General features: G+C 73.9%; 7 protein-coding genes. 6 read left to right on the top strand and 1 reads right to left on the bottom strand.

The window, feature by feature from the left end; genetic code table 11:
- Window positions 1-100 precede the first annotated feature (100 nt).
- The 6 genes from C4U44_RS27750 to C4U44_RS27775 all read left to right on the top strand — a co-directional run bounded on the left by C4U44_RS27750 (window position 101) and on the right by C4U44_RS27775 (window position 11477).
- Window positions 101-1165, top strand: a complete 1065-nt coding sequence (locus C4U44_RS27750; protein WP_103888781.1) for a class I SAM-dependent methyltransferase — start codon at window positions 101-103, stop codon at window positions 1163-1165.
- 416 nt (window positions 1166-1581) lie between these two features.
- Window positions 1582-4530: a helix-turn-helix transcriptional regulator gene (locus C4U44_RS27755; protein ID WP_103888782.1), complete on the top strand. Its 2949-nt coding sequence runs from the start codon at window positions 1582-1584 to the stop codon at window positions 4528-4530.
- Between the two features lie 520 nt (window positions 4531-5050).
- On the top strand, window positions 5051-5269 hold the full coding sequence (locus tag C4U44_RS27760) for a type A2 lantipeptide (RefSeq protein WP_103888783.1): 219 nt from the start codon (window positions 5051-5053) through the stop codon (window positions 5267-5269).
- Between the two features lie 163 nt (window positions 5270-5432).
- On the top strand, window positions 5433-6239 hold the full coding sequence (locus tag C4U44_RS27765) for an HlyD family efflux transporter periplasmic adaptor subunit (protein WP_103888784.1): 807 nt from the start codon (window positions 5433-5435) through the stop codon (window positions 6237-6239).
- Complete coding sequence (locus tag C4U44_RS27770; RefSeq protein WP_265737344.1) at window positions 6236-8434, top strand: NHLP family bacteriocin export ABC transporter peptidase/permease/ATPase subunit; 2199 nt, start codon at window positions 6236-6238, stop codon at window positions 8432-8434. The genes C4U44_RS27765 and C4U44_RS27770 overlap by 4 nt, the downstream gene beginning before the upstream one ends.
- Before the next feature lies 1 nt (window position 8435).
- Complete coding sequence (locus C4U44_RS27775; RefSeq protein WP_407642900.1) at window positions 8436-11477, top strand: NHLP bacteriocin export ABC transporter permease/ATPase subunit; 3042 nt, start codon at window positions 8436-8438, stop codon at window positions 11475-11477.
- 51 nt (window positions 11478-11528) lie between these two features.
- Here C4U44_RS27775 and C4U44_RS27780 read toward each other — a convergent pair whose 3' ends face one another.
- Window positions 11529-14807: a family 78 glycoside hydrolase catalytic domain gene (locus C4U44_RS27780; protein WP_103888786.1), complete on the bottom strand. Its 3279-nt coding sequence runs from the start codon at window positions 14805-14807 to the stop codon at window positions 11529-11531.
- Between the last annotated feature and the right edge of the window lie 258 nt (window positions 14808-15065).

The following is a 15065-nucleotide window of genomic DNA, read 5'->3' on the forward strand; positions in this document are numbered from 1 at the left end:
CCGGCGTAGCGTGGGAACCAGGAACGTGCTGCCGTCTCCGTCGGACCGCCTGCCGGGAGCGACCGCCTTCCGCCGCGGTGCGACGGGCGGAGGAGGAGCGATGTCCGTTGCGGAACTCGACCAGGCGAAGCAGGAGGCGTTCGCGGGCCGGATGATCCAGGTGGTGAACGACACCTGCCTGGGGCTGATGGCGGGCCTGGGCCACGAGACCGGCCTGTTCGACACGATGGCCGGCATGGCGCCGGCGACCAGCACCGAGATCGCCCGGGCCGCCGGGCTGCACGAGCGCTACGTCCGGGAGTGGCTGGGCGCGATGGTGACCGGCGGCATCGTCGACTACGAGCCCGAGCGGGAGGCGTACACCCTGCCGCCCGAGCACGCCGCCTCGCTCACGCGGGCGGCCGGCCCCGACAACCTGGCCAGGATCGCCCAGGACTTCGGGATGATGGGCGAGGTGGAGCAGCGGGTGGTGGACGCCTTCCGCACCGGGGCGGGGGTGCCGTACTCCGCGTACCCGCGGTTCCAGGCGCTGCAGGCGGAGGAGTCCGGCGAGGTCTTCGACCGCTCCCTGGTCGACGGGATCATCCCGCTGGCGCCCGGCCTCACCGAGCGGCTGCGCGCGGGCATCGACGTGCTGGACATCGGGACCGGGCAGGGCCGCGCGGTGAACGTGCTGGCCAGGGCCTTCCCGGCCAGCCGGTGCCACGGCCTGGACGTGTCCGAGGAGGGCATCACCACGGCACGCGCCGAGGCGGCCGAATGGGGCCTGGACAACGCGGAGTTCCACCTCGGTGACAGTACGCAGCCGCCCGGCACCTACGACCTGGTCACGGCGTTCGACGTCATCCACGACCTGGCCCGGCCGGCCCGCACCCTTGACGCCGTCGCCCGGGCGCTGCGGGACGGGGGCGTGTTCCTGATGGGGGACATCGCGGCGTCCAGCCGGCTGGAGGAGAACATCGACCACCCGCTGGGGCCCGGGCTCTACACCTTCTCCGTCTTCTACTGCCTGAGCGTCTCGCTCGGCGAGGGCGGCGCGGGCCTGGGCACCGTATGGGGCGAGCAGACCGCCCGGCGGATGCTCGCCGAGGCGGGGTTCGGCCGCGTCGACACCCGGCGGATCGAGAGCGACATCCTGAACGTCTACTACGTGGCGAGGCGTTAGGGCCTGTCGCTCGGATCTGCGCGGCGCCGGATCGGGGCCCGGTGACGAGGTGTTATCGCACCTCGGACGCCGCCGGTCACGCCGGGAGACGCTATGGTTGCGGCTTGCTCGGACCCGTCCCCACGGCCCACTGATCTGCGGTGCACGAGAACATGGCACGACCCGGCAGTCCACGCGTGCGCGCCACCGGAACGCCGGCGGCGCGGCGGGTGCGTGCCACCGCACGTCCCACCCATGAATTCCGAAGACCCGGCAAGACACCTTCCACCAGCTCGTCCCTCGATCAATCGGGGCCGGAGCGACGGTGCGCGTGCCGGGTCACGTCCGGGGCGGGCGGGTAGGCCCACCTCCTCCGCCGGCGGCTGCTCGGCCGGCCCGCCGCCGTCATGCCTTCCGGTCACGGGAATGGGTAAGACATGCAGACGGCGCAGTCAGGACTGGTCGGCCGCGACCGGGAGATCGGCGAGGTCGAGGCGATGCTCACCGCGGCCGCGGGCGGCGCCGGCCGGGTGGTGGTGGTCAGCGCGGGCGCGGGGACGGGGAAGTCCGCGCTCCTCGACACCGCCCTCGACCGGGCCCGGCGCGAGGGGTTCACGGTGCTGTCGGCCCGCGGGATATCCTCCGAGCGCGAGCTGCCGTTCGGGCTGGTGAGCAGGCTGTTCGAGCCGGTCGCCGCCGAACTGGCGCAGGCCGGGCCGCCGTTCACCGGACTCGGCCACGAGGCGCCGCACCCGCCCGCCGGCTGCTTGCCCGACCACGCCCTCTCGGTCGAACTCCACGCCTTCCACCGGGCGCTGGCGCGGCTGTCCACCCGGGCGCCCGTGCTCGTCGCCGTCGACGACCTCCAGTACCTCGACCGCGAGTCGCTGCGCTGGCTCAGCGCCCTGCCGCAACGCGTCGACCACGCACGGATCGCGGTGATGCTCACCGTGTGCCCGGGCGAGCCGTGCGCCGACCCCGCGGTGCTGGACGAGCTGCTGTCCGTGAGCGCGGTGGAGTTGCACCCGGCGGCCCTGAGCGCGCCCGCCACCTCGACAGTGATCGAACGCGCGCTGGACGCCGCGCCCGACGCGCCGTTCGTCGCGGCCGTCATGCGGGAGGCGGGCGGAAACCCGCTGTCCGTCACCGAGTTGACCTCGGTGCTGCGGGACCGGGCGGTCACCCCCACCTCCGACTCGGCGGGCGTGCTCGACGACATCGCGGTCCCCCGGCTCGCCGCCCGGCTGCGCGCCCGGCTGCGCCGGATATCGCCGCACGCCCTCGACATCGCCCGCGCCACCGCCGTGCTGGGGGCCGAGGCGGACCTCGCCCGGGTCGCCCGGCTGTGCGGTCTGGCCCCCGAGGCGGTCATGGCGGTCGCGACGGCGCTCGGCCGGGCCGGGCTGATGGAGCCCGCGGGCGAATCCCTGGCGTTCGCCCAGCCCTTGACCCGCAGCACGCTGCTGAGGGACGTGCCGCTCGCGGACCTGCACGCGCTGCACACCAGGGCGGCCGGAATCCTGCGGGCCACCGGCGCGCCCGGCGACCGGGCGGCCGAGCAGCTCATGGCGGCGTCCGCGCCCGGGGAAGGGTGGGCCGCCCAGCCGTGGGCGGCCGACGTCCTGCGCGAGGCCGCCGCGACCGCGCTCGGCCGCGGCGAGCCCGAACGGGCCGGCGCCTACCTCGCCAGGGCCCTGCGCGAACCGCTCCCGGCCGCCACCCGCACCACCCTGCTGGCCGAACTGGGCCACGCCGAGGGGTTCGTGGACCTCGGCGCGGCGATCGGCCACCTGACGGCGGCGACCCGGGACCAGCGCGTCCGGGACGGCAGTCCCCGGGCGGAGCGGGGCGTGCGTTCCGAACACGGACGGGCCGACGACGTGCTGCCGGACGACGTGCGGGCCGTACCGGCCGGGCAGCCGCCCGAGCACGCCCTCCCCGAGCGGGCGCTGCGCGAGCTGGCCGAGCACCTCACCGCCACCGGCCGCCCCGACGAGGCCCGGCACCTGCTCTCCGAGCGGCCGGAGTCGATACCCGGCGCGCGCGCCCTGTGGCTCGCGGAGCTGCGGTGCGACACCGAGGCGGAGAACGCCGGCGGCCCGCTGCCCCGCCTGCGCCGGCCGGCCCGGCCCGACGGCGTCGACGAGGGCCGCTACCTCGGCCTGCTCGCCACGCGCACCGCGCGGGCCGGCCGCTCCCGGTCCCGGGCCGTGGCATTCGCCGAACAGGCGCTGGCGGTCCTCCCGGTCACCCCGGAGGCGCTGCCGCCCACCCTGCGCGCCGTGCAGGTGCTCGCGCAGGCCGGCCGGGCCGAGGACGCGATCGAGCGCTGCGACGAGCTGGCCGGGCAGGCAGCGCGCTGGGGTCACCGGCCGGGCCTGGCCGCCGTCCGGTCGCTGCGCGGGCTGGTCGCGCACCGGCTGGGCCGGATGCCGGCCGCGGCCGAGGACGCCGCGGCCGCGCTGGAGCTCCTCGTCGGGTGCCGCGCCCCCCGGCACAGCGGCGCGACCGTGGAACTGCTGGCCCGGCTGGTCGAGATCCACGTCGAGCTGGGCGGGTACGACGAGGCCGCGGCCCTGATCGTGCAGGCGGAACCGCGCCCCGAGGCGTGGCGGACCTGGGGCGGCACCGCGCTGCTGCTCGCCCGGGGCCGGCTGCGGGTCGCCGCCGGGCAGCCGGCGGACGGGCTGCGGGACCTGCTGGCGGCCGGCGGCCGGCTGCCGGCCTGGAAGGTGGACAACCCGGCCGTCGCGCCGTGGCGGTCCGGCGCCGCGCGGGCGCTGCTGGCGCTCGGCGAGCCGGCCGAGGCCCGCCGGTACGCCGCGGACGAGGTGGAGCAGGCGCGGCGCTGGGGCACGCCCGGCCCGCTCGCGGCCGCCCTGCGCGCGATGGGCGCCGTCGCGGGCGGCGCCGAGGGGCTCGCGGTGCTGGAGAAGTCGGTCTCCGTGGCGGAGCGTTCGGACGGCCGGCTGGACCTGGCGCGGTCGCTGGCGGAGCACGGTGCGGCGCTGAACCGCGCGAAGCGCCGCGAGCCGGCCCGGCGGGCGCTGCGTGCGGCGCTCGACCTCGCAGAGGAGTGCGGCTGCGCCGACCTGGCCGGCCGGGCCCGGATCGAGCTGTACGCGTCCGGTGGCCGCCCACCGAGGTCCACCGACACCGCGGGGGTCGCCGCCCTCACGGCGGCCGAGCTGCGAACCGCCACCCTCGCCGCGGAGGGCCGCACCAACCGGGAACTCGCGGAGATCCTGCTGGTGGGCCTGCGGACCGTCGAGGTGCACCTCACCCACGCCTACCGCAAGCTCGGCATCGAGGGCCGCGAGCACCTGCCCGCGGTGCTGCTCGGCCGCGCGGACCCCCGGGTCGAGTCCCGCGCAGACTCCCGCTGAGCGCACCACGCTTCCGCCGCCTGCGTTCGAACTCCCTTGGCGCGCACCGCACTTCGTCCCACGCCCGCGGACTCCCGCTGACCACCGCGGACTTCCGCGCTGCCCGCGTGGACCCCCGCTGCGTGCCCGAACGCTTCCCCAGCGTGGCCCCGGCCAATCCTGCACACAGTGAACGCATAAGGCGCACAGCATCCTGACGGGATCCGCTGCGGGCGGCAGCCGTAAATCGTAAGTCGCAGGAATGTCCGCATCGCGGTCGACGCCGTGCCGCGGTGGGAGGAATAGCCGTTCGAAGTATGTGAAGAAATCGTCGGCATCCGGTGGGCGATCGGCCACGAATACCGGTAGCGGTACCGAAAGGCTGACCGAAACATCGAGGTGACCGGGGTGGCCGGGGGGCCGGAACGCGTACTAGCGTCCAGCGTCGAACGGGAGTTGTGAAATACGTTCGGACCGTCATTCGAACATCCGGCTCCCGCTCACCACGGAATTCCGCAGAGCCACGAAGGGAACGCAATTCATGCGTAACACCACTCCTCAGGTCGAGACCCGCGAGCTTGCCGACGGCGACCTGGACAACATCTCCGGTGGCCTCGGCGTCGGCGTGGACCTCAACGGTCTGGGCCTGGACAGCCTGCTCGCCCCGGTCGCCAACGCGCTGCCCGTCGGCGAGGTCACCGGCCTGGTCGGCGGCGCCACCAACACGCTGACGGGCCTCACCGGTCTCGCGGGTCTCTGATCGCGAGATGCCCGACCATGGCCCCGGAACTGCCTGTTCCGGGGCTTGGCCGTGCCCGGCCGCACCTCGCCGTGCCCGGCCGGGTCCGGCCCTTCTCCCCCGGGTCCGTCCCGTACTTCCGGCCGGGTCCGGCCGAGACGAACGCCGTTGAAGGAATGGTCCCGTGCAGTTCCGGCAGAAGGCGCTCGACAAGCTCGATGCGCCCGAAGAGCTCGACATACCGGTCCGCTTCGCCCGCCCGCAGGGCCGGCTGGCGCTCGCCGTCGCCGCGGTCGTCCTCGCCGCCGCGACCTTCTGGGCGGTGACCGGCACGGTCTCCTCGAAGCTGACCGCCCCGGGCATCCTGACCCGGGTGCAGGGGAGTTACGTCCTCCAGAGCCCGTTCGCCGGCCAGGTCACCGAGGTGTACGCCAAGGAGGGCGACGAGGTGGCGAGCGGCGCGCGGCTGCTGAGCGTGCGCACGGCCACCGCCGTCGAGGCGGTCCGCGCGGTGGCCGCGGGGCGGGTGACCGCACTGACCGCCAAGATCGGCTCGGTGGTCGCCACCGGTGCCGACCTGGCGACGCTGGAACACGCCGATACCCCCAACGACCCGCTGGTGGCGGTGCTGTACGCGCAGGGCGGCAGCGCGTCGTCGATCGTGGCGGGCGCCGCGGTCGACCTGACCGTGCAGACCGTGCCGACGCAGGCATACGGCGTGCTGCGCGGGCGCGTGCTCGCCGTCGGACGGGTGCCGGAGACCCGGCAGCAGATCACCAGCTTCCTGGGCGACGAGCAACTGGGCGAGCAGTTCTCCGCGAAGGGCCAACCCGTGGCCGTCGTCGTGCAGTTGAACCGCTCGTCGCACACGAGGTCCGGCTACACGTGGTCGTCGACGAGCGGGCCGCCGTACACGGTCGACTCGCGGACGCTGATCAGCGGCGCCGTCCACCTGGCCGCCCAGCATCCGATCGACTGGGTGAAGCCGTGACCGCGCGGCACACACCGGCGCCGGCCGCGCGCCGCCCGAAGCGCCAGAAGACCGTTCGCACGCCCAGCGTCCTGCAGATGGAGGCCGTGGAGTGCGGCGCCGCCGCGCTCGCCATGGTGCTCGGCCACTACGGCCGCCACGTGCCCCTGGAGGAACTCCGGATCGCCTGCGGGGTCTCCCGCGACGGCTCCCGAGCGAGCAACGTGCTGAAGGCCGCCCGCGGTTACCGCCTTGAGGCCAAGGGCATGCAGATGGAGTCGGAGGCTCTGGCGGGAGTACGCACCCCCGCCGTCCTGTTCTGGGAGTTCAACCACTTCGTCGTCTACGAGGGAACGGTGCGGCGCTTCGGCCGCCGCGGTGTGCGCCTCAACGACCCCGCGCGCGGACGCAGGTTCGTCCCCGAGGACGAGTTCGACGCCGGCTTCACCGGCGTGGTGCTGACCTTCGAGCCCGGTGCCCGGTTCCGGCCCGGCGGCCGCAGACCCGGGATCGCCGGCGCGCTCCCGGCCCGGCTGCGCGGCACCCGGGGCACGACGCTGGCCGCGCTGATCGCCAGCTTCCTGCTGGTGGCCGTGGGGGTGGCGGTGCCCGCGCTGAGCCGCGCGTACATCGACAGCTTCCTGTTCGGCGACCGGACCTCGCTGCTCCCGGTGATCTTCTCGTCGATGGCCGCGCTGGTGCTGCTGACCGCGGTGCTCACCGGGGTGCAGCAGTCCAACCTGCTGCGCGGCCGGATCATCTCCTCCACCCTCGGCAGCGCCCGGTTCCTGCGGCACCTGCTCCGGCTGCCCGTGACGTTCTTCGCCCAGCGCAGTCCCGCCGACCTGGTGCAGCGGCTCCAGTCCAACGACTCGGTGGCCGAGACGCTGGCCCGGGACCTCGCCTCGGCGGGCGTGGACGCGGTGGTCGTGGTCCTCTACGCGGTCCTGCTGTGGACCTACGACCCCCAGTTGACCCTGCTCGGGGTGGGTCTGGCGCTGCTGAACATCCTCGCGCTGCGCGTGGTGGCCCGGATCAGGAGCACCCGGGTGCACAAACTGCGGGCCGATGGCGCCCGGTTGACCAACACCGCTTACAGCGGGCTGCAGTTGATCGAGACGATGAAGGCCACCGGGGGCGAGAACGGCTACTTCCGGCGCTGGGCCGGCCAGCACGCCACGACCCTCGACGGTCAGCAGCGGCTGGGCGTACCGAGCGCGGCGCTGTCCGTCGTCGCGCCCACCCTGGCGGCGCTCAACAGCGCGCTGATCCTGCTGATCGGTGGCACGCGGGCGGTGGAGGGCAGCATCTCGATCGGGCTGCTGGTCGCCTTCCAGACCCTGGTCACCAGCTTCACCGCGCCGGTCAGCCGGCTGAGCGCGGTGGCCGGCCGGGTGCAGGACTTCACCGCGGACGTGGCCCGGCTCAAGGACGTCGAGCGTTTCCCGGCGGACCCGCTCTTCACCCGCGACCGGCCGGCCGACGGCACCCGCCGGCTCAGCGGCCATGTGACGCTCGACCACATCACCTTCGGGTACAGCCCGCTCGACGAGCCGCTGCTCACCGACTTCTCGCTGTCGGTCGGCCCCGGCCGCCAGGTGGCGCTGGTCGGCGGCTCCGGCAGCGGCAAGTCCACGGTCTCCCGGCTGATCTCGGGCCTGTACCAGCCGTGGGAGGGCGAGATCCGGATCGACGGGCACCTGCTGTCCGACCTGTCCCGCGGCTCGCTGTCCGCGTCGGTGTCCTTCGTCGACCAGGACATCTTCCTGTTCGAGGGCACCGTGCGCGACAACGTGGCCCTGTGGGACCCGTCGATCCCCGACGAGGCCGTCGTCGCCGCGCTGGAGGACGCCGCCGTGCTCGACGCGGTCGCCCGGCGCCCCGGCGGGATCCACGCCCGGGTGGAGCAGGACGGCCGGAACTTCTCCGGCGGGCAGCGGCAGCGGCTGGAGATCGCCAGGGCGCTGGTCCGCCGGCCGAGCGTGCTGGTCCTCGACGAGGTGACCAGCGCCCTCGACGCGGAGACCGAGCAGGTGATTATCGACAACCTCCGGCGGCGCGGCTGCGCCTGCGTGGTGATCGCACACCGGCTCAGCACGGTCCGCGACAGCGACGAGATCGTGGTCCTGGACCGCGGCCGGGTCGTGGAGCGCGGCCGGCACGAGGACCTGGTCGCGGCCGGCGGGCCGTACGCCGAACTCGTCAGGGAGCGCTGACGTGACGTCCGTGCACCCGCCGGTGGCCGGCGGCGCCGGACCGGGTGACCCGGTGCTGGACGCGATGGGCGGGCTGGGCGAGCCGGTCGCACCCGCCGGGCGGCGCAGCCTGTCCCTGGAGGGCCCGCATGTGCTGTGGCTGGTCGCGCGCGGAGCGATGGACCTGTTCGCGGTCGACGCGGCGCAGCAGGGCCGCTGGCACTTCCTCGGCCGGCTCGGCACCGGCACGCTGCTGCTCGGACCGGCGGAGGGACCGCAACACACCCTGGTGAGCCGCCCGTTGGAGGGCTGCGAGCTGCGCCGGATCACGCTGCGGGAGCTGTTCGGCACCGGCTACGGCGACCAGGGCGCGCAGGGCGGGTACGCCGACGGCTCGGTGTACTTCGACGGCGACGGAGGCTGGGCCGAGAGCAGCCAGGCGTGGGGCGGCGGCCCGCTGGAGAACGCGTTCGCCCGGGGGATCGGCCGCGGCCTGAGCGTCCTGTTCGACGCACCCGTGGACGGCCGCCCGGTGCCGGGCGGGGGACCCGGCGCGACCGGCACCGGCGAGGGGCCGACCGATGAGGGCATCCTGTGGATGCCGGTGGCGCCCGGCAGCGTGCAGTACGCCGGCCCGTACGGAGCCGGGTACGGGAACGGCTGGGTCGACGGGTACGGGTACGGGCAGGACGGCGGCACCGCGAACGGCATGCCGTACCAGGGCGGTTACACCGGGGAGCCGGGCGGGGAACTGCTCGTCGACGGCCGGATGTGGCGGCGCATGGTGGACCAGCAGACCCGGCTGCTGCTCGCCCTCGACCGCTGGATCGAGCAGTCGGAGCAGGCGCACGAGGACCGGGCGGCCGCCGGGATCAAGGCCGGTGAGGCGGTCCGCGAGCAGGCCGACCACACCCTGCTCTCCGCGCTCGGCAAGCCCGGCTCCGCCCGGCCCGGCTCGGGCCGGACAGCGGCCGTACCGGGGGGCACCGCCGGTGACGACGGCACCCTCGCCGCCTGCCGTCTGGTCGCCGACGCGGCCGGGATCGATCTCGGGGCGGCCGCGAAGGGCGGCGCAGGTCCGGACGGGACCGACCGGCTGAGCGCGGTCGAGCGGATTGCCGTGGTCGCGCGGGTGCGGACCCGCAACGTCCGGCTCAGCGGCCGATGGTGGCGGGAGAACGCCGGCCCGCTGGTGGGTCACCGCGCCGCCAGCGGCGCCCCGGTCGCCCTGCTGTGGCGCCGCGGCGGATACGAGGCGGTCACCCCGGCCACCGGGCGCCGCGCGCGGATCGACGGCGACAACGCGGCCGAGTTCGCGCCCCGCGCGGTGATGTTCTACCGGCCACTGCCCGACGAGCCCATGTCCGCCCGCCGGTTGCTCGCTTTCTGCATGCGCGGCACCGGCGCGGACCTGCGGGCCCTGCTGCTGGGCGGGCTGGTGGCGGTCGGCCTGGGCACCCTGGTGCCGATCGCCACCGGCCGGGTGCTCGGGACGTACGTACCGAACGCCGAGAACAGCCTGATCGTCCAGACGTCGCTGGCGCTCGTGGCCACCACCGTGGTCTCCGCCGCCTTCAGCCTGATGCAGAGCACTGCCGTGCTGCGCGTCGAGGGCCGGGTCGAGGCCACCCTCCAACCCGCCGTCTGGGACCGGCTGCTGAGGCTGCCGACGCGGTTCTTCGCCGAGCGCTCCACCGGCGAGCTGGCGAGTGCGGCGATGGGCATCAGCGCGATCCGCCGGGTGCTGTCCGGCACCAGCTCGGTGATCGTGCAGTCCGGCACGGTCGGCGCGGTGAACCTCGTCCTGCTGCTCTGGTACAGCGTGCCGCTGGCCCTGGTCGCGCTCGGGATGCTGGCCGTGATCGGGGCGGTCTTCGTCGGCCTCGGGCTGACCCAGCTGCGCTGGCAGCGCAAGCTGGTCGTGCTCACCAACAAGCTCAACAACCTGGCCTTCCAGACGCTGCGCGGCCTGCCGAAGCTGCGGGTCTCGGCGGCGGAGAGCTTCGCCTACGGCGCCTGGGCCGGGGAGTTCGCGCACAGCCGCGAGCTGCAGCAGCGGGTCGGCCGGACGAAGAACCTCGTCACCGCCTTCAACGCGGTCTGCCTGCCCTTCTGCACGCTCACCATGTTCATGCTGCTGGCGGGCCCGGCCCGCGGCAGCCTGTCGGCCGGCGCCTTCCTCACCTTCAACACCGCGGTCGCGATGATGCTGACCTCGGTCACGCAGCTGACCGGCGCGCTGCTCTCGGCCGCCGCCGTACTGCCCCTGTTCGAGCAGGTCAGGCCGATCCTCGAGGCGGCTCCCGAGGTGCGCGGCGGCAGCACGCAGCCCGCGGCACTGTCCGGCGCGATCGACGTCCGGAACCTCTCCTTCCGGTACGGCGACAGCGCCCCCCTGGTCCTGGACGACGTGTCCTTCCAGGTGCGGCCGGGCGAGTTCACCGCGATCGTGGGTGCCAGCGGCTGCGGCAAGTCCACGCTGCTGCGGCTGCTCATCGGCTTCGACCGGCCGGTCTCGGGCGGCGTGCACTACGACGGTCAGGATCTGGCGGCCCTGGACCAGGCCGCGGTGCGCCGCCAGTGCGGGGTCGTCCTGCAGAACGCGCAGCCGTTCACCGGCTCGATCCTCGACTGCATCCGCGGCACCGGGACGTACTCCCTCGAAGAGGCCTGGGCGGCCGCCGAACTGGCCGGCCTGGCGGCGGACATCAAGCAGATGCCGATGGGGATGCACACCGTGCTCTCCGACGGCGGCGGCGCCGTCTCGGGCGGGCAGCGGCAGCGCCTGATGATCGCGCAGGCACTGATCCGCCGCCCCCGCGTCCTCTTCTTCGACGAGGCCACCAGCGCGCTCGACAACGAGACCCAGCGCGTGGTGATGGAGAGCACCCGCGCGCTGCGGGCCACCCGAGTGGTGATCGCCCACCGGCTGTCCACGATCATGGATGCCGACCGGGTGATCGTGCTGGCCGACGGGCGCGTGGTCCAGCAGGGTCCGCCGGCCGAGCTGCTCGCCGACACCGACGGCCTCTTCCACCTCCTGGTCCGCCGCCAACTCCAGTGAGCCGCCGGCCCGGGCCGGGCTCCCGCGCCCGGCCCGGGCCGACCCGACGTGTCAGCCCTGGGAGCAGATGCCGGTGAGCCTGGCGTCCTGGGCGGCGGAGTGCCCCCGGTCGGTGCTGAGCACGTGGCAGCCCGGTGCCATGCCGTCCACCCGCAGCGAGCCGTTGTCGTACGTGGCGGTGACGCGCCGGCCGTCCACATAGACGGTGGTGTCGGTGGCCGAGCCGCCCGGCAGGTAGACGTCCGCGCGGGTGTTGGGCGGGATCTCCACCCCGACGTCGACCCTGCTGCCGACGGTGTCGAAGGCCGCGCCGATCTCGCCCTTGCCGGTGGGCACCGTGACGTGCGCCCACCCGACCGCGGCGGGCCGCGGCCGGATGTCGAAGGTCGCGTATCCCGCGGTGGTGGGCCGGATGCCGAACATGTCCTGCGGGATGTCGAAGGCCGGGGAGGCCGCCCAGGGGTGCGAGTAGGTGGTGTTGGACTTCAGGGACAGGTCCCACGCCTCCATGGTGGCGCCCGCCCCGGCCTTGATCATGTTCAGCCAGCTGTCGGTGCCGGTGGACGTGAGCATGCTGTGCGCCAGGTCCGGCCGGTTCCCGTCGTAGAGCGCCTGGATCATGAACGCGGCGCAATAGACGCTGCAGGCCATGCCGCGGGTGCCGAGGTAGCTCGCGACCTGCGCGGCCTGCTGGTCGTCGGCGAGGCCGAACGCGGTGGCGAACACGCTGGCCTGGACGGCGTAGTGGTCGATCGGGGCGCCGCTGTTGTCGAGGCCGTCGCGGTAGGCGCCCTTGGCGGGATCCCACATCGTCGCGTTGACCGCGGACCTGATGGCAGTGGCCTTCGCGGTGTCGGCGGCGGCGTCCGCGGTGCGGCCGAGCGCCGTGGCGATGTCGGCCATGTCCTCGTAGGCGCGGTACGAGATCGCGTTGATCACGGTGTTGTACGAGCTGAACACGTACCCGTCGCGCTCGGACGCCGGCCAGTCCACGATGTCGCAGTCGGTGCAGCTGCTCGCGCCGGTGTCGCCGGTGGTCTTGTGGATCAGCCCGCTCGCCGGGTCGAACCAGCGGTCCGGCAACTTGCCCTGGAGCGCGGTGTAGTCGGCGGCGAGCGCGGTGGTGTCGCCGGTCGCCTCGTAGCTGTCGTGCATGGCCAGCACCAGGTACATCGGCCACTCGGTCGGCCAGGTACGGGTCGACAGCAGGAAGTTGAGCGAGTAATCGCCGAGGGTCGCGTCGCCACCGGTGTAGAGGTTCGCCATCAACTGCAGGTAGGAGTCGGCCTCGTAGACCCCGCGCTCACGCTCCCAGGAGTCCACGTAGAGGTTCTGGTTCGACATCTCCACGGTGTTCCGGGACAGCGCCCACACCTGGTCGAGCGCGCTGTCGGAGGAGTCGAAGGTGCCGGCCGAGGTGTCGAACGGGTAGACGTACGCCTCCGCCGTGAGGTCCTTCGCGGTCAGGCCGGTGGGGGCGCCGGTGATCTGGACGTAGCGGAAGACCCGCAGCCCCCACGTCTCCAGGTGCTGGGTGCCGGACCGCAGCGTCCACCTGTCCTCGTAGGTGTTGCCCGCCGAGGTCTGGTAGCGGACGGTGTCGGTACCCGACGGCACCTGGCCGTAGCGGATGTCGAGCACCTGCCCGGCGCTGCCGGTGAGGTCGAGCGACAGGCCGCCGATCCAGCTGCGGCCGTAGTCGACGTAGTAGTCGCCCGGGGCGTACTCGACGACCGAGGCGGGGGTCTCCCGCCGCTGCCCCACCTTGGCGGTCGGCGTGGGCTCCAAATCGGTGAAGGCGCCCTTGAGCGCGGGCGCGGACCAGGAGGAGTCGTCGAATCCGGGCGCGGCGAAACCGGTCGGGTAGGCGCGGGAGTCGAAGTCCTCCACCGGGGCGGTGTAGTAGCTGGTGCCGATGCTGCCCGCGCTCGGCAGGACCGCGGCGCCGTTCTCCGCCTTCCAGCCGGCCCCGGTGCCGAAGGTCCGGGTGGTGCCGTCGGTGAACCGGACCACCAGGTCGGCCAGGAAGCGCCGGTCGCTGGTGGTGTAGGCGAGCGCGCCCAGGGTGTTGGCCGCGCCGGGGCGCAGCAGCGAGGTGACGTCGTAGCCGTCGTAGCGGGTCTCCGCGCCCAGCGGCCGGGTCGGGCCGACCCCGACGAAGCGGCCGTTGACCCACATCTTGTAGACGAACTGCCGGGTCGGGGCGGTGGAGGAACCGGTGGCGTACAGGTGCGCCCAGGCGATGTGCCGGCCGGCGGGCAGGGTGACGTCGCCGCGCAGGAACGCCCAGTCGGCCGAGCCGAAGCCGGTGCCGCAGTTCTTGCTCCGGTCGATGAACAGCGCCTGGCCGGTGACGGTGCCGCAGCTGAAGTCGGTGCCGGCCGGGTCGCTGAAGTCGTTGGCGTACAACTGCGTGCCGTCGGGGCCGGTGACGGTGATGTCGTCGAACGTGGCCTGCTCGGTGCTGCCGGTGCGGAAGCCGATGCCGCCGGAGGCGAAGGTGGCGTCCGTGGTGGTGTCCACCAGGGTCCAGCCGGTGTCGGCGGCGGGCTTGAGGTAGGTGGTGAAGGTCGACCCGTCGGCGACGATCCGGAAGTCGTACGCCGTGCCGTCGGCGAGCGCGAAGGGCAGCGGCTCGGCCGGCTTCAGGTTGGAGAAAGTGCCCTTCTTCTGGACCTGCGGGGCGATGGTGTTCTCGCCGTTGCCCTTGAACTGCCACAGGTAGAAGTCGCTGGTGTCGGACTCGCGGAAGGTGACGCTGGCGTACTTCGCGTCGATGACGAAGCTGCCCTGGAAGGTGTAGTCGGTCCACGGCGCCGGGTCGGCGGCCCAGACGGGGGTGGCGCCCGGCCAGGCCGTGCCGGGTCCGGTGCCGAAGGAGGCGGCGGCGGACCACGCGGAGGCGGTGCGCGCGTCCCAGGTGCGCACCCGCCACGCGTAGCCGGCCGCGGCGCCCAACGCGGGGCCGCCGTAGGCGATGTCGCCGCTCGCCGCGGAGGCGATCCGGCCCGAGTCCCACACGTCGTGGCCGCGGGCGAGGTCGGCGGCGGTGGCCGCGACCTCGATCTCGTAGCCGCTCTGCCGGCCCGCGCCCACCTTCCACCCCAGCAGGGGCGTGCTGTTCGGGTCGACGTCGACGGGTGCGGTCAGCCCGCCGACGGTCAGGCCGTGCGGTGCGGCGCCGGCGCTTCCCCGGCCGGAGTCCGGGTGGGGTGCGGCGACAGCGGAGGGAGCCGCGACGCCGAGGACGACGCCGGCCGCGGTCAGCCACGCGGTCAACGCGGCGAGCAGGACCGTACGTCGGTGACCGGCCGATCGGGACTGCGCCATCGTGACCTCCGGATGAAACGATTCATCCGAGGAGACCGCGACGGCCTCCCTCGGAGCAGTGGTGAGACGGCTGCCATCCTGATGGGTCCGGGAACGGCTGTCAATGAAAGTGAAACGTATTCGCGCTCCCGCCAGGCACGTTGCCGCCACCGGCGCGCGACCCCGGTCCCCGTCAGCAACGCGTCGCCGGTGCGGCCACCCGTCGACCCGCGTCAAGAACCCGATAAACTGCTCGCGGTGAGCCGGGAAGTCTGGTCG

Source organism: Actinacidiphila yanglinensis (genome assembly GCF_900107965.1).
Classification (GTDB): domain Bacteria; phylum Actinomycetota; class Actinomycetes; order Streptomycetales; family Streptomycetaceae; genus Actinacidiphila; species Actinacidiphila yanglinensis.

Bases quoted from the DNA above. Each gene is read 5' to 3' on its own strand.
- C4U44_RS27750 (WP_103888781.1), top strand. From the start codon at position 101: ATGTCCGTTGCGGAACTCGACCAGGCGAAGCAGGAGGCGTTCGCGGGC.
- C4U44_RS27755 (WP_103888782.1), top strand. From the start codon at position 1,582: ATGCAGACGGCGCAGTCAGGACTGGTCGGCCGCGACCGGGAGATCGGC.
- C4U44_RS27760 (WP_103888783.1), top strand. From the start codon at position 5,051: ATGCGTAACACCACTCCTCAGGTCGAGACCCGCGAGCTTGCCGACGGC.
- C4U44_RS27780 (WP_103888786.1), bottom strand. From the start codon at position 14,807: ATGGCGCAGTCCCGATCGGCCGGTCACCGACGTACGGTCCTGCTCGCC.